The organism is Ruegeria sp. BHSB196 (assembly GCF_059613135.1).
Map to the genome: position 1 here is coordinate 14,801 of NZ_JBXWRY010000041.1, position 17,876 is coordinate 32,676.

The window sequence follows — 17,876 nt, forward strand, 5'->3', positions numbered from 1 at the left end:
AGAAATTTGTTAGGGTCTTTATATTTTCTAAAACTTGGGTTGGTCGCCGTGAACAATCATTTTTCCTCTGCAGTAATCCGTGTCAGTCTGGGCACAACTCAAGAACAACTGAAGGAGCTGATTAAGCTATCCAAGGATGGATTGGAGGTAGAAGGTCTGCTTCTGATCAACCCGTTTACTGTTGGCGCATCGCTTCCGCCCGGTAGCGACATTTCAAGGGTTCTATTGCTAGGGGCAGATCTGCTTCTGGTGCAGCAAAATGGCGAGGTCCTGGTGCTCGTGGGCGGGGGCGAAGGGAGCTATGAGCTCCTATTGGATGGGCTGACCATTTCGTCTTCGGTGCTGCAGAACGCGGCGGTTGAGGACAGCAGCTGGACAAATGCTGGGGATGGCAGGGGACAGGATACCTTTGATAGGTCAAGAGATGGCGACATCTCTGAGCAAGGTTCGGGCAGCTCCCTTCCGGTTTCTGCCGGTGATCCCCTGGAGGGATTAGAAATTCATCCCCTGCTACCGCCCACTGACTACCCGGACAGGCAAAGGCCAGATCGGCACAGAGGTGGTGAAGCGTATGAGTCGACGGCGGTGCCGGTGATCGTGATTGATCCCGATGCCGTTTACGCAGAAACGGATGCCCCTCTTTCCTTTGCATTGTCGGACAGAATTGGTGTGGAGCTGGCTGGTGACAGCATCGGTGAGTACATAAGCGAAGTTACGGTATCATTGCTGGGATTGCCAAGTGGGACGACAGCTTCAGCAGGTAACTTGATTGACGCCGGAAATGGCACATTTACGCTTGAATTTACTGGGTCGCTTGCGAACTATAATGCGCTTACCCTGACATTCCCCGAAGATTTCTCATCGGACAGTCGCATTGATTTCCCAGCCGGGGATCTAACAGGTGAGATCAAAGCCAAGACAAATTTTGGGGACGAAGCAGTCTCACCTATTTCCCTGCGCATTACACCCGAAGGGGATGTGTCGATTGATGACAGCCTGCCGGACAGGGTTGCGGATGAGACCGATGCGGTTGTCGCGTTGGTCCCGGCGTCGCTGTTGCTGCCCGAGGCCGCCGATCTGGATGGATCCGAGGCCTTGTGCAGCCTGACCCTGGTGATCGAGGGATTGCCCGGTGACGGCAGTTTTACACTGGCGGATATTGCCGGTCTTCCCGCAGGTGCGGTGGCGGATCTGGCGACAGCGGCGGATGGGTCGTCGACTCTGACGCTAACGATGTCCGCAACGGATGTGGGGGATCTGGCGTCGGCCTATGCCGGGATTATGCTGAACCTGCCTGCGGATTTCTCGACCACCAACCGCTCTGATCTGGATGACGACGGGAATGGCCCGGATGCAGGGGATGCCACGGCCTTGCCGATTACCCTGACCCTGACAGTGCGCACCGACGAGGACCAGGCCAACGGCGACGACACCGCCATTGACGGCGAAGCCACCGCCACCCGCACCATCGATATCGAGCATGAGGCAGACATCAGCCTGTCAGCTCCTGCGCAGGTCACCGGTGTCGAAGACAGCGACAGCGGATCGGGTGTGACCGTGGATCTGGGGATCACGGCGTCGGTAGATGATGCCGATGGGTCCGAGACCGAAGCCATAGGAGATCCAAGATTTGCAGCCGAAGTCAGCATCAGTTTTACCGGGTTGCCAGGTGGAGCCACGGTAAATACCGGGCTTCTCAATGGGGCCAGCTGGACTGGCTCGGTGGCCCAGGCTAATATGCTGACGCTTGGCCTGCCAGAAAATTACGCCGGTGAAGTCTCGCTCTCGATTACGCTGACCACGCCTGAAGGGTCGCAGACCGTTGATCAGGTGGTCGAGATCTCTGGATCAGAGGATCTTAGCCTGGATATTGTCGAACTGGTGACTGCCGAAACCGATGCCGCGGTGCCGGTTGTGCCGTCGGACAGTTGGCAAGTAGTGCTGAGTGACCCTGACGGCAGCGAAGAGGTGGACACCGTGCAGCTGTCTCTGACGGACCTGCCACCGGGGATGACCTTTAATGGGCCTCCGTCCTCGACAATCACCTATGACGCGGCAGCGGGCACGATGGAATTTACGGGGACCTTGGCAGAATATCAGTCTCTGGTGCTTGTCTTTCCACAGGGCTATTCCACCGAAAGTCCCAGTGCGGATGGGCTGGTGATCAATGGCACCCTGTCGGCCACCAGTACCGAGTCCGGAGTTGCGACCTCTAACGTGACGCTGCGCATTATCCCCGAAGGGGATGTGTCGATTGATGACAGCCTGCCGGACAGGGTTGCGGATGAGACCGATGCGGTTGTCGCGTTGGTCCCAGCGTCGCTGTTGCTGCCCGAGGCCACCGATCTGGATGGATCCGAGGCCTTGGGCAGCCTGACCCTGGTGATCGAGGGATTGCCCGGTGACGGCAGTTTTACACTGGCGGATATTGCCGGTCTTCCCGCAGGTGCGGTGGCGGATCTGGCGACAGCGGCGGATGGGGCGTCGACTCTGACGCTGACGATGTCCGCAACGGATGTGGGGGATCTGGCGTCGGCCTATGCCGGGATTATGCTGAACCTGCCTGCGGATTTCTCGACCACCAACCGCTCTGATCTGGATGACGACGGGAATGGCCCGGATGCAGGGGATGCCACGGCCTTGCCGATTACCCTGACCCTGACAGTGCGCACCGACGAGGACCAGGCCAACGGCGACGACACCGCCATTGACGGCGAAGCCACCGCCACCCGCACCATCGATATCGAGCATGAACATGACATCACGCTGGTCGTTGGCGATCCCAGCGATCCGGGCCCTTATCCGATCCCCGTGGTGGTTGGACAAGAGGATGACGGCATCCCTGCAAGTTCGGGGGGAGTGACAGTCACCATTCCTGTTGCGATTACGATTGATGACGCAGACGGTTCCGAAACCGCTGATACCAGTGACCCTCGGTTTGCGGCGCAGGTTCACATGCTGTTTGTCAACTTGCCCGCAGGTGCAACGGTCAATGCCGGAACGCTTACGGGTACAGTCTGGACAGGTTCCGTAGCCGAGGCAACGACCCCGCTCGAATTGAGCCTGCCCGGAGACTATGCCGGGATCATACCGGTCCTGATTGCGGTGCGAACCCCCGAAGGAGCAGTGGCTGACCTGTTGGCAGTTGCCATAACGCCAACGCCGGATGTCGTTGTTGATGGTGAAGTCATCGCCCAGGAAACAGACGCTGTTGTGTCGGTTCTGGTGTCGGATTTTGTTGATGTCGCTATCACCGATCCGAACGAGATCTTTATGGGGCTGGATTTCACTCTGCCGGGGTTGCCTGCCGGAACCACCGCAACCAATGTCAACACAGGTGACCCGGTGGGGAGTTTTACGACCCAGCCTGGTGGCACAGTCACATTCATCTACAATTCGCCAGCCGATGGGGCCTTGCCTAACGAGGTGCAGATCAACTTTCCGACCGACTACTCCTCGACCAATCCTGCAACCGATCTGATTGCTGATATGACCGTGATCACCGAAGAGATCGGTGCGCCGGGGATACCCTTGACGACAGACGCAGATGTTTTGCTGACGGTCCGCCACGAGGGAGATATTCGGATCGACGGTAGCGGAGCCCTGTCCCTGTCCGAGACCGATGACGTGGTTGATTTCAAACCGGTTGACGGCCTGAACCCGGTGGCAACTGACGCGGATGGCTCTGAAAGTGTCACGCATGTCTTGGTGAACTTTTCGAACCTCCCAAGTGGGGCAATGTTTGCGGCAGATGGCATCAACTTTGCTGCGGTTCCTGCCAGTGGCGCCATATTGGTCACTGCAACGGAATACGACAGTCTGGTTGTGCGCCTGCCACGGGATTATTCCACGGAAAACCCTGCCGAAACCGTCACTGCCAATGTGGTGGCAGTGACCGATGAAGGTGGGTTTGCCCAAGATACCCTGACGATCTCTGTCACTTCCGAAGGGGATCTGACGGTGACTGGCAGTGGTGTCATCACATTGACCGAGAACGACCGTCCTGGTGATCCTGATGATGACACAACTACCTTTGCTCCACTGGATTTTTCCCTGTCGGATGCCATTCAGGCTGCGGCGACAGACGCCGACGGTTCCGAAAGCATTGTGCAGGTGGATGTGGCGATAACGGGTCTGCCAGATGGTACCCAGATTTCGACAGATGGTGGTGGAACCTTTTCCACGGTGCCTGCCGGACCTCTGTTTTCTGTATCCCTGAGTGAGGCCGAATATAACAACGTGGTCATTCGCCTGCCGTACGATTTTTCAACCGAAAGCCCGGGCAGCGCAATTACGGGTACAGCGACCTTTGTCACTGACGAGGCCATCTTGGCCGGAGAGACAGATACCGGGCCAGACGATGGAATCGAAACTGCGGGGTTCACGGTCACGGTATCGGCCGAGGCGGATGTGAATGTTTTTGCGCCGGATTATGTCGGAAACGAAGATCAACCGCCGCATCAGCTGAACCTGGATGCGGCCCTGTCTGACATGGACTTTTCAGAGGTGGTCACCGGTATCACGGTCACATTCACGGATCTGCCCACCAATACAGCCAGCAATGGCCCGATCATCATTGAAACTGACCGGGCCAGCTATACTGTTGAAAATACGTCAACCTTCTCGATGACACTTGCTGATATGACTGAGCTGCGGTCGATCAAGTTCAGTCAACTCCCGGAACATTTTTCCGGGATCATCAATGGCGACCTGACAATTGTCTCGAATGAATCTGGCCCAGCAGGGGTCAGCCAGTCGTTTGAAGTGGATATCCTGCCTGATGCCGAGACGGAACTGGAGGTTTCGATTGATACCTCTGAGAGTGGTGTCGGTAGCACTGCCACTGGCGACTATGTGGTCAAGGAGGATCATAGTTTCCTGGTGAACATCAGAGGGTCTACTCCTGATCAGGATGGGTCTGAATCTCTTCAGACACTGGAGATCCACAACGTTCCTGTGGGCTGGCTGACTGATGATGGCTCGGGCAATATAGATATGAGCCAATTTGAGGGGGATACCTCTGCAATTGCCAGTGCAACAGTGGCGGGTACGCTGGTTACAATCACATTCAATCCCGGCACTGTGGATTTCGATGCCGGGCTTCGCTTTACCCTTCTTCAACATGACGACCGGGATCTGGAAACGATCCTGCACAGCGAAGACCTGCAGTTTGTCTTGAATGGAGTTGATACAGCCGCCGGGCTTTCGGATAACAACGACAGTGTTAGCCAGTATATCGATGTGGATGTCGATGCGGTCGTGGATGGATTGCGGCTACATGGCGAAGAGACCATAACCCAAGAGAACCAGAATGGTCCAGTCACCATAGGCCTTGGTGTCGACAGGTTTGCGCTTAAAGACAATGACGGCTCGGAGACAATCAATAGCGTGCAACTGGCGGTGACAATAGCCACAGCCAGCGATGGGTTTGATGCGCGCAGCGATATGGGGCTTGCCACTGCCAGCGCGGGGCATTCCGGCTATATCCAGATCGGCATTGATCCAGCGTCGACAGCTGAGACGGTGATCTACACTCTAGAACCGGCAGCGGGTGTCTCATTCGCGCATTTCTCTGCGGCGGTTAGGGATTTGGAACTGGAATTCCCGGCCAAGTTCAGCGGTGGAATTGATGTTGTGCTTAGTGTCGAGCATCAGGAGACCACAACGCCAGCCAACAACCCGGAAGATCCGGCCAGTGGCTATGCCGGAGATCACGAATATGATGGGTCTGACAATGTAAAGACCTCAACTCTGGAGCTGCACCACGAGATTGAACCGGTTGTGGATATCGACATTGCGATGCGTGTTTTTGCGGTGAATGGTGACTTTGTCAGCGATGGGTTCCCCGCCGAAGTCTCTGGCACGGCTGATACGGGTCAGTCTGTGACCGTTAGCGATATTATCGAATTCCTTGAAAGTACCGCTGATGGATCAGGGGAAGGGCAGGTAACGTTCTTTGTTGGTCTGTCTGGAGCCACGACGGATTCAGATGGTTCCGAGGAAATCGGAACGATGGTGATTTCAAATATTCCATCCGCATGGATCGATCATGCGCTGGACGGGGTAACCTTGCTGCGCGCCGGTCTGTTTGATGCAACCGGCACTGCACCGATTTCAAATGCCCAGTGGGATCAGATTGACAGCGCAGTGTACGATCCTGCGACCGGTGATCTGACCGTGACATTCCTTCCTGATGTCACAGGCTTTGACTTTGCTCTGGGATTGCAGCCTTCGCTTTATGAAGACTATGATTTTGATCGCTCGGATAGCGATGCGTTTACGGCAGAAGGCGCGTTTTTTGGCGATGAGCTCAACATCGAAGTCAGCGCTCGGGATACAAACACATTGCAAACGGATGTGGACCAGTCGGATATCACATTTGATGTGGATGTTGGGCCGGTCAATAACACCGTGGTGATTATCAGCATACCGCCCGGAAATGAGCAGGTCATTGATGATGCCGGTGGCGTCTGGCAGATACCGTTTACACCTGTCATCCAGGACAGCGACGGGTCCGAGGAAATCATTTCGGTTGTCATTCGCGGATTGCCATCGGGCATTACCGTATTTGTTCCGGATCCGGCCAATCCCGGTGGCGAAAAAATCCCTGCTGTTATCACAGATGTAAGTGGAGCGGGAGCAGCCGACTGGAGTTTGGACGCCGGGCAATGGGACGGCGTAGAATTGCGGGGGATCCCCCGGCATTTTGCTGGTGACTACCCCATTACGCTAGAGGCCGTGACCCAAGAGGCTGATGGCGGCACCGCGACAACAACATTGAATGTGACGCTTCGAGTGGAGCCAGTGGTGGACGGTGGCAACCCATCGGAACATGTCGAAACCATGGAGGACACTGCGGTCCATGTGGTGTTGGATGGCAATATCATCGACAACTCGGGGAACTCTCCGGGATCGCCGGAAATTATCCTCGATTTCTTTACCATACACGATATTCAGGCAGATGATTTTGGCCGGTTGCCAAGGTTCTTTGATGGGGTGCCCGTACCAGACCCGGCCAATCCGGGCAGTTACACCAATGAATTGACCGCAGCGCCGGGATTGCCGCTGTTGATCTCTCCCAGTCAGGCTGCAAATCTTTATGTTCTGCCGCCTCAGGATAGCAACCAGGACTTTGTCCCTGAGGGTACGGGACCAGGGTATCTGTTCCAAGTCACTTTAACCTACCAGGAAACTTTGGACCCCACCCAAACCTTGTCCAGCACTGGCAGGGTGACCATGGAACTGACAGGCGTTGCCGACACGCCGCAGATTGCTGTGCAAGAGGCCGATCCGGACCAGACCAGTGGCGATCCTGTCATTGCACCGGGTGATGTGCATGTCGAATTTCGACCAGGTAGCGAAGACACAGATGGGGCAGGGCCAGCAGGGAACTCCGGGACAGAGAATTATCACCGCCTATATGGTTATGCCGGGGAGGATACTAAACCGTTTCTTCTGGATCAGCGGCTGACCAATTATGTCCTGCAAAACGGCGTGGCACAGACGGTTCTGGATCAAGAGAATGGTGTACCAGGCGCGGATGTTTTTCAGGCCGCCGATCCGATTACGGGCGAGATGTCCGAGATCTTTGTCGGCGGTGGTACGCCCTTTGATGGCTCGGAAACCCTATATTATTTGATCTCAGGCATTCCCAGTGGAGTAGGGTTCGAAGGCGGTACTCCGGTCGACAGCAGCGGTGAAACCTATCTGGTGATGGAAGGGCAGCTGGATACGCTGGCCTTCATTCCTGAAAACGTGGATGAAGTCACCTATTACGATCTGACATTGACCGCAATTGTCATGGAAAATGACGCGGATCCCGCTGCATTGGCTGCGGCTCGGGCTGCGGCAACCGACCCTGGAACCGGAGAGCTTGACCTTGATCAGTTCCTGAACGCAATCAGAAGCAACCCCGGGTTCGCGACAGCTGAGGACGACTTTACTGTCGTGGTTCTGCCCGAGACTGGTGGGGGCATCGACCCTTGCCCACCAGAAGAGCTGTTGCCACCAAGCCTGTCATTGGTTGGCTCAGGAGATGAGGATACCCAGATTGAGCTGCATCTGGCACTTGATCCTGGTGGTAACCCACAGTTCGATGACATTTCTGACCTGATCAATCTGCCCCTGGGGATCACGGGGGATCTTGGCATTCTGATAGATTTGCCGCCGGGCGCGAGCCTGACAAGCGACGTGCCAGGGGCAGTGGTTTATGACCCGATTTCGGGGGGATATGCCATTGACCTGGCCAAGTTGATTGGCAACCCAGCGCCCGGTTCCCTGCAATCTGAAGGCGCGCTTTTGTATACGCCGCCCGAGCATGAATCGAGCCCGGTAAACCCGTTCGATCCCAATGAAACTTTTGGGCCGGATGATCCCTATGACAATCTGTCTGGGTTGGATTACCGGCTGGTTCTGAACAATATCACCTGCGGAACGACGTCGACTGCCAATGGCAATTTTAGCTTTGTTATCAACCCTGTCGTTGATGGTCCGGACATGGTGTTTGGCGGCAGCAGATCCTTTGACGAAGATACCGAATATCTTCCTAATATTTCGGTCACTGGACCGGATGGCGGTGAACGTCTGGTTGGCAATGTCAGCATTACCCTGGGAGAAGGAGGGCGTCTGTTTGTAAGTGGCGTGGAATTGCCCCCAGACGCCTTGGATCCAGTAACCGGAGACGCTTCTTTTACCGTGACACCTGCACAACTGGCGGATCTCAGCATCATGGCAGCCGAGCATTACTCGGGCCCGATGAGCATCACGGTAACGGCAACCGCTGAAGATATTGATGGCAGTACGTTGTCGCGGACGGAAACACGTACTGTAGATGTGATCCCGGTGGCTGATGAGCCTGTATTCATTCCGGATACTTCGAATGTAGATCCCGAAACCGGCAATCCGTTTATTGATGTGTCTGATCCGAACCTGCCGGTGATAACTATCATCGAGGATCAGTGGTTCACCCTATGGGATGCGCTACAGGCGATGCCACCAGATCAGGACGGCTCCGAAGCCGTATCTGCCACAATAGGAACTATCCCAGATTATCTGGAAATACGTGCCACCGGCGGTGCCTCTTTGATCAACAATGGTGACGGCACCTATTCGATCCGTGCCGAAGACCTGGACAAGGTTGAGTTTAAACTAAAAGATGAGCACGCGCGCACGCCAGACCCGCTCGATGCCGATATTCCTGCTCAAATTCCGATCACCATTACCTTGAATACGCTCGAAATTGCAAACTCGGACGAAGCCTCTGGTCAACAGGACATCCTGATCCAGGTTCGCCCGGATGCGGACGAGCCGACGGTGACGGCTTCGGTTTCTCCAACAGATGGGGTCGAGGATCAGCCAACGCCATATACGCTGACAATTTCAGCGGATACTCCGGACTTTCACGAAGTGATTTCACTTCAGCTTACGGGGGTGCCGCTTGGTGGGCAGATCCTGCTGGATGGCGTGCCTCTGACAGTGACAGGTGGCGTTGTTGAGATTCCAGCTGTTGCTGACGCAGGTGGTAGCGGAACCAATCCGTTTGTGCCGGATGGCACAGTGACTTTTGTCCCTCCACTGGATTTTGCAGGGGATGTTTCATTTTCGGTTGTCGCCACGACTACGGATAGCTCCCCCCTGTTTACCGATACGGAAGATTCCGATGCCGTATTGGTGGATTTTGACATCGCGGTGTCACCGGATCTTGATTTTGCAATCAACGATGCTTCGGTGGTTTTGACTGAAGCAGATTCCTTGTTGGTGTATCATCCATCTGATGATGTGACCGTGGACGTTACAGATGTCGACGGCTCCGAAATTGCCACCGTGACCTACACGCTGACCGGTGTCCCAGCTGGCACCTTTGGGTTCTATGGGGGCAGTTTTGTCTTTGCCAGTGGCGGCACACTCAGCTTTAGCGGCACCGAGGCCGAGTTTGCTGCCTTACAAATTACATTCCCAGCTCATGCGGCCACCAATGGGACCTCGATTGCTGGTTTTGTAACGGCAGTTACAAACGAAGGCGGCAGCGATGGGGGCAGTTTCACGATTGATATCGATGGTGAACTTGACCTGGCGGTTAGCGTAACACCGGTAGGTGGGACGCAAGACGGCAACCCGGTGGTTATTGATATGGGGATCAATGCGGATCTGACCCATTCGGCAGCCGAAGACTATGAATGGCTAGAACAGGTTGTGGTCAGTTTTGATGCCGCACTACCCGAAGGGAGCAGCGCCAGTTCCGGGGTGTTGTCGACGGATCGTCAAACCCTGACGCTAACCCGTGGGGCAATGGACCCTGCAGGTTTTGCGGCGACTGTTGCGGCCCTGACCTTGACCGTCCCCGGCAGCTTTGCAGGGGATATCACCGGAACTGTGACAGCTGAGACAAATCACGGCGCAGAAACGCCGGTCGCTTTCTCGGTAACGGTTGTCGAAGATGGTTCGCCAGATGTGACCGGGCCGGTCACATTCTCAACCGCAGATCCGGTGTCTACGGTCACGTTTACAGAACTCTTGGCCAACTCCAGTGACACCGACCTGCCTTTGGGAATTCAAAACATTTCAACAGCGGATCCAGACGTATCGCTCATCGTGACTGCAAACTCGGTGCAGATTACCGTGCCGGATGGCTATGTCGGCACACCTGTTCTGTCCTATGAAGTGGTCGACAGTGGAGGCTTGTCTACGGCCACCACGGCAAATCTGGATATTGATACGCTGCAAATGGAAGCAACAGGGTCCACAGTGATCGGGCCGTCTGGCGGCACCCATGATTTGATGGATGACGTGACTGGCGCCCCTGGCGGATCGGACATCGCCAAGGGAACTGCAGGCAACGATGCGGTGGTGTATGACGCTTCAGGCAGCGACTACAGCGAGATAGAGGGCTTTTCGCTGCTGGGAGGGAATGATTTTGTTGACCTGTCAACCTCAAGTGCAGGATATTCTGTCGACCTTGGCAGCGGCGCGGACTGGGCTGTTGGTGGACAAGGGCAGGACACCCTACAAGGCGGATTGGGCGCCGATGTGCTGGATGGCGGTTTGGGGAATGACATCCTGACCGGAGGCTGGGGAAATGACATCTTTGTTCTGGGAACCGGAGGCATTGATCAGATCACCGACTATCAGGAAACCGGTGGGCTTGGCGTCGATCAAATCGACCTGACAGCTCTGGGTATCATAACCCAAGCCGATATCAGTTTTGACGGCTTCGGAAACCTGTCGGTTAGTGGTACGCAATATGCGAGCGTGTCCGACGGCGGTGGCATTCCATCCCAGGTCGAGGTGATTTTTGAAGCGGCGTCAGGAGAGGCCACGGCGATCATCTGATCAGCGTTCGCGAAGAGCCTCGGCACGCGCTTTACGCAGTGGCTTAAGAATGTAGTCAAGAACGGTGCGCTCGCCCGTCAGGATATCGACGGTGGCCACCATGCCGGGGCGTATTTCGTGACGTTCGTCACCTCGGCGCAGCTCTGTGCTTGCGGTTTCCACAACAATCGGGAAATAGATTTCCCCTGTTGCTTCATCGGTCTTGGCATCGGCACCGATACGGGTGACTTCTCCCTCCAGCGCACCGTAGATTGTAAAATCAAACGACGTCAGTTTGACCTTGGCTGACAGGCCTGGGCGAATGAACGCAATGTCTTCGGGTCGGACACGAGCCTCTACCTGCAAGCTGTCTTCAAGCGGGACAATGCGCAGAACCTCTTCGCCGGGTTTGACCACCTCATCAATTGTATTGACGTTCAATTGTGTCACCAGCCCGTTTACCGGCGCACGCAGACTGGCACGGTTCACAGCACTTGTGGCCCGTTTCATCGTCTCCTCAATCACTTCCAGCTTACTCTGGGTCTCGGCTCGTTCGGCGCTGATTTCGGCCTGCCGTTTGAGTTCCAGCTCGCGCAAGCGCGCCTCAGACTCGCGCAGCGCCGCACGTGCCTGCCCCTGCAGGCTTTCCTGATTGTCACGTTCTTGCCGCTTGGCCGAACGTTCGCGCTCTAGCGGCAGTATTTGGGTGCGCGGGATCACCCCTGATGCAGTCTTGAGGTCGATTTCCTCGCTTAACAGGGCAAGGCTCTCGTCGATCCGCAGCATTGCGGCCCCTAGCTTCGAGACTTCTTGCCGCGCCTGGTCTATCTGGGCCTCTAACACGGCCCGCTGCCCGATATACGATGCCAGGCGGTTATCGAACAATGCTTTTTCCCGCAGCGCAATTGGTGCGTCTTCTGCAACCGCTGAGCTAGAAAAGTCGAGTGTTTCAATCCCTGCTGCTTCGGTTTCAAGCCGCAATGTGCGGACCAACAAGGCTTCGTGCTGTGCAACCAGCTCGCCCAAATTGGTCGAGGCCGAGGTGTCGTCGATCCGGACCAAAACATCCCCACGCACCACCTCGTCACCCTCGGCCACATGGATTTCTCGCACCACACCACCTTCCAAGCTTTCGACGGTGCGTGCGCGTCCCGAAGGGACAACGCGGCCCTGTGCGCGTGCAACCTCTTCCAATGTTGCCCAGGCAGCCCATGCAAGGCCAAGACCAGCCAAAGTAATCACCAGAACCAGCGCAAAGGTCAGTGCGCGATGCGCGCTGCCAAGACGGGCTGCCTCTGCGCCTTGGGCAAAATCCCGCAGCTCCCAATCCTGTCGGCTCAAGTGGCTTTCTCCTCTGTGGGAGTTTTCAATGCAGTAAGAACTTGATCTCTGGGGCCGTCATGCAGGATTTTCCCCTGATCCAGCACTAGCAATCTTGTAGTCAGGCTGAGCAGGCTTCTCCGGTGTGTCGAAATAATCAAAGTCATCGGCCGATGGGCAAGCAGATAGGACAAGCGCTTTACAAACCTGGCTTCGTTGGCCTGATCCATAGATGAGGTGGGCTCATCCAGTATCAGTACTTTGGGGTTTTGCAGCAGGGCACGCGCCAGGGCGACCATCTGGCGCTGACCGCCTGACAGATTGCGCCCTCGTTCTGTGATCTGCATGCCATAGCCCTGGGGATGGGCCATCGCGATTTGGTCTACCCCGGCCAATTTGGCGGCTCGCAAGATTTCGACATCGCGGGCATCGGACAATCCAAACGCAATGTTTTCGGCCAGTGAGCCGGAAAACAGCACCGCCTCTTGTGGCACCAGCTGCACGGCGCTGCGCAATTGGGCCGTGCTGAGCTGTTTCATGTTGATGCCATCCAGACGCACCATGCCCGAGGTCGGTTCATACAATCCGGCCAGCAGCCGCACCAAGCTCGTTTTGCCCGCACCAACCGGGCCAACAATGCCAATGCATTCTTTTGGCTGCACCGTAAGGTCAGACACCTCCATCGCGTCAACCTCGGCGCCGGGGTATCTAAGCCCGGCTTGGTCTAAGTTGATCTCGCCGTCATGGATCTGGGCGTTTAGCCTGTGTTTCGTCCGGCTGGAATCAGACCCAAGAGCCATCAGCTGGTCAAGGTTGCGCAGGGTCGACAGGGCATAGCTGCCTCGTAGGAACAGACCGGACAAAGCGGCCATCGGGGCCATGGCCCGCCCGGACAGGATAACCGAGGCAATCACGGCCCCCATGGTAAGCTGCCCGTTCAGGGCCATGTAGACCCCGATAATGACAATCCCGATCGACGACATCTGCTGCAGCAGCGATGTCACCGTGGTTGCAAAAGTCGCAAGCCAACGGCTGCGTTCCTGGGCCGTCGCACTGGCCGCGACCTGGGTTTCCCAGCGGTGCTGCATCCGCCCCTGACCAGCAACGGCCTTGAGCGTTTCAAGATCTGTTACTGCTTCGACGACAACCGCGTTCTTGTTACCGCTGGTCTGGCGTGCATCGTTACTGGCGCGGCGCAGCGGGATCAAAACTCCAATCCCCACACAGAGCGTCACCAAAAGGGCTACTGCTGGGGGCAGGGCGAGAGGACCGCCGATATAGGCAATCACCGCTACGAACAGCACGCTGAAAACCAGATCGGTCATCGAGGCCACAGTCTGTGAGCCAAAGAAATCGCGGACCTGCTCGTAATCTTTGAGCGAATTCATGAGCGCGCCGGATGAACGATCCAGATTTTCCAGCTTTAGCCCAGCGATCTGCTGAAACAAAAGCGATGAAACCACCAGATCAACACGTCGGCCCACCTTATCCACGATGCCAGCCCGTAGCCCCTTTAGTCCCGCATCCAGTAGCAGTGCTATTGCAACGCCGGCGACCAGCGACCATAGCGTTGTGATGGCGGCATTCGGAAACACGCGATCATACACGTTCATTGTGAACATCGGCACGACCAGCGCCAGCGCGTTCACAACAGCCGAGGCAAGAATGACCTGCATATAGTCTGGCCAGTTTCGAAAGACAGTACCCCAGAACCAGCGTCTGGGTACATTGGCGCTGGCATCGCCAACATGTGCCGTCTGGGAAGGTCCCTGCAGAACCAGCGCATGGCCCGAGTAATCTGCCTCTATTTGATCTGCAGGCAGCGTCACAGGAAGAGGACCCTGAGATGGTCGCAAGACCTCGACGTCACCGGTAGAAGAGTGGGAAATCAGCACACAGGCGTCGCGGCCTGACAAGAACAGAACCGCAGGCAGGACTGAAACAGGCAAATCCTTCAGGCGGCCCTGACGGGTCAGCATGGCCCTGAACTCTTGCCCTGCTGCCGCGCGTATGGCCAATTCGGGGGTCATCTTCCCGCCGGTTGGCAGCGGTAACCCAGAACGCAGGGTGCTCTCGTCAATATCCCGCCCCATGCGCCGCATGGCTTCTGCCAGCGAGGCAGCTAGAGGATCAAGAGGGCGGTCTTCGATTTGCCAATCCGCGACCTTAGAGGACTCTGCCTGTACCACCCGACGGCTTGGCGAAACCGCAAGTTTGCTTCGAAATTCTGGCGCTGTGTCGTCAGTCAGGGAAATTGCAGCGGTCTCCTATACCGGCTTTGGCCTATTTTTTTTTTGATACATTTCGTCGCCAATTGCTAAAGGACTTGGCGTCAAAATGCTGATTGGGTTCGGCAGAGCTAACCGGTGGCGCTCCGGCTTGGTCACGGGCATAGGGTTTTGCATCTTCCGGGGGCTCAATGCCGAGCGAAGACAACAACGTACCTGACGCTGCCAGCACGCGATATTCTACGTAAACGCTTAGAGAACGGGCATTGATCAGTTCGGCCTGTGCCCGCACCAGTGCGTTCTGGGTGTTGAGAACATCCAAAAGCGAACGGGCGCCAACAATGAACTCTTTTTCGTAAGTGTCACGTAGCTCTTGCAGTTCTGAGACCTGGTTTTCCAATAGGCCTACGCGGCGGTGGATCTGTACCATAGAGTTCCAGCTGTGACGCATTTCACGTTCAACCAACCGGGTTTGTGACAACAGCCGTGCCCGGCTTTCGTGGACGCGCCGTGCTTGTTCCTCGCGCTGGGCCCGTTGGGCACCGCCCTGTAGCTCGTATGTAAGCCGTATGCCGAGAGACACATCATTGACGCGACCATCTATGCCGTTGAGATCATCACCGTACCGTCCCTCCAATACCAGATCCAGGCTGGGAAACAGGTTGTGTTTGGCACGCCGCGCCATCGCGTCGGCAGCGCCAACATCAGCTTGTGAGAACTTGATGGTTGGATTGTGCCGCCGCGCCGTTGCCAGCGCCAGATCCAGTGAACCAGGTACCGAGGCTGCTATGGATCGAACAGGCGACAGGGACTGGGGGGCAATACCTACGACCTCCAGGAACATCGCCTCGGTATCCGCTTGATCCAGTTCGAACTGGAGCAAAATATCCTGCGCTACCAGCAGACGCTCTTCTGCCTGCAGCAAATCGCTGGGGCCGACGACCCCATTGTCAAACGCCTTTTGCAGACGAGACACTGCGGTGCGGTGATAGGCGATGTTTGAACGCGCCAAAGACACCTGCGCACGCATTCGTCTTACGTCGGCAAAAACGCGCACAGCCTCGAGTGCGAGAAACTCGGATCTTTCAAGAACACGCAACGCGGCTGCATCGACCCGATATGCCTGCCGTTCGATTTCTGATCGTGTCCAATACCCGTCAAACAAACGTTGCGAAATCGAGGCCGAAAGCTCGTATCCCTGAATATAACCACCGGTGCCATTGGTCGTTTCTCCGATGTCACGGCTGGTCCCGGTCCAACCATCCAACGAGAACTTGGGGGCGCGAAAGGCGCGGGCGCGTTCCAATTCGAACTCAACCGCCTGTTTGTTGAACTCAGCAGCCTGAATGTCCGGATTGCTTTCAAGCACATAGGTAATAGCATCAGACACGCTGAGTGCCATAGCTGCAGTCGAAATTGAAAGGCCGGCGACAACGCCGTGAAAAAACAATGAAATTCGCACGATACACCTCAAAATAGTATTGGTATCTTCTGCCCAAACTATCGGATTTTGAAACAAAGAGCTAGCACTGAAACAAAGAGGGGAGACTATCCTTGAGTGCGTAGTTGCCATTTGACGGCAAAACGACGAAGATGAGTGGGCTTTTCTGAGCGTTATCTTACTTGAGATGGATTTTGAAACCATGAGATTTCTTGCTGTTGTGAGCTCAGTAATTTTTCTGTTCTCGGCCGGAGTGACCTGGTCTCAGGCACTTGGGGAGGTGAATTTTAGTTTTGATTCTAGTGTGTTAAGTGGCGAAGCGCTGGAGCAGGTCCAATCTATTGCGCTCCAGTTGAAGTCCAGCGGCAGCTACAAGCAAACAGTTCTGATCGGACATACGGATGCAGTCGGGGGGGCGGGGTATAATCAATCCCTTGGCCTGCGTCGGGCCGAAGCCGTTCGAAATGCGTTGATTGCTGCTGGTGTTCCAGCCAGTCGAATTGGCACTGTGGCCAGCCGTGGCAAAAATGAACTGTTGGTAAGTGTCGCCGGACCAGAGCTACGCAACCGCAGGGTATCGGTTTCTCTGGATGACATCATGGGTGCCTGCCGCAGTTGGCGCGATGTTGGATTGACCACTGAGTCTGTTGGTGGCGCTCTTCAGCAAGATCTTGCAACGCGCCTGCAAGAGGCAACGCAGACCTATTCACGGCTCTCTGGCTCCGGTCGAAATGGTTCGGCGTATCAAATGGCCGGCGCCGCGCGCGAGGATTGCGATGTCGCTGTTGGTTACAGAGCTGATACGGTTCGCAAACTGGAATATGCAAAGCGCTGTTTTTGCAATTATGCGCGCATGAAAGTGGCTGTGGGTGACTAAGTCGGGCTGTCTTCGGTCCGCGTTTCGCTATCACAGCAGACTGACCGAGCAACTGAACTGACAAGTCCGGTTCATACGGCACTATGCAAAATGCTGTTCATGTTAGAAGGGAGCGGTGCTCTAGCGCCGAACATAGCTAAGCAACGAGGTAGTTGCGTCTTGGCACTTGGGGGCTGATGAATTGGAGGCGAGTACCGGAATCGAACCAGTGTACACGGATTTGCAAACCGGAGTAAACGGATTAAAAATCAGTTACTTACAAGTTGCTAGTTGGTGCTGCGTGACACGCTCTGGGGCGGGTGTTTTTCCGTCGAAATGCCGTTGAATAAAATGTGTTTTAAAACAATGATTTAAGCGGCCTTCCGGTGCCGGAGAAATTTCGAGAGTGAAAACGCTTCGGTAGCTTGGAGTTTTTTCAGAAAATGATGGTTGCTCCCAAAGGCGCTATTCGTTCGGAACCCAAAAAAACGGGCTTAGTGTTAGGATGGAAGGATGTTGCCGAAATTGTTGAGTTTAAAAGTATAGCATTAGCCTCTGCGGAAGATATTGGTTCGATGGTATTCCATGTAGGCTGCTTGCCCCTTAGTGAGGGTGATCCTCCCCCACTGAAGTGGTCCGCCGCTATGTTTAGAAAACGGAGGATTCACGATGGGAAATAAGCGACACAAGCCCGAGGAAATTGTCACGAAGTTACGGCAGGTTG

Annotated in this window: 5 protein-coding genes; 2 read left to right on the forward strand and 3 right to left on the reverse strand. The window is 55.7% G+C overall.

The window, feature by feature from the left end:
* Positions 1–48 precede the first annotated feature (48 nt).
* A complete protein-coding gene (locus tag AC2FNJ_RS16570) occupies positions 49–11,328 on the forward strand; it encodes a hypothetical protein (RefSeq protein WP_149615551.1) in 11,280 nt (3,759 codons plus the stop codon).
* Here the strand turns inward: AC2FNJ_RS16570 and AC2FNJ_RS16575 are convergent, their stop codons facing one another.
* From AC2FNJ_RS16575 to AC2FNJ_RS16585, 3 genes are all read right to left on the reverse strand, one after another.
* Positions 11,329–12,648 carry an HlyD family type I secretion periplasmic adaptor subunit gene (locus AC2FNJ_RS16575; protein ID WP_106473598.1) on the reverse strand — a complete coding sequence of 440 codons (1,320 nt, stop codon included), beginning with the start codon at positions 12,646–12,648 and terminating at the stop codon, positions 11,329–11,331.
* Complete coding sequence (locus AC2FNJ_RS16580; protein WP_424930719.1) at positions 12,645–14,816, reverse strand: type I secretion system permease/ATPase; 2,172 nt, start codon at positions 14,814–14,816, stop codon at positions 12,645–12,647. The genes AC2FNJ_RS16575 and AC2FNJ_RS16580 overlap by 4 nt, the downstream gene beginning before the upstream one ends.
* 94 nt (positions 14,817–14,910) lie before the next feature.
* Positions 14,911–16,317, reverse strand: coding sequence for a TolC family outer membrane protein (locus AC2FNJ_RS16585; RefSeq protein ID WP_244614870.1), 1,407 nt, complete (start codon positions 16,315–16,317; stop codon positions 14,911–14,913).
* Positions 16,318–16,483: 166 nt separating this feature from the next.
* Here AC2FNJ_RS16585 and AC2FNJ_RS16590 point away from each other — a divergent pair, with 166 nt between their 5' ends.
* Positions 16,484–17,173 carry an OmpA family protein gene (locus AC2FNJ_RS16590; RefSeq protein ID WP_244614871.1) on the forward strand — a complete coding sequence of 230 codons (690 nt, stop codon included), beginning with the start codon at positions 16,484–16,486 and terminating at the stop codon, positions 17,171–17,173.
* The last annotated feature ends 703 nt before the right edge of the window (positions 17,174–17,876 follow it).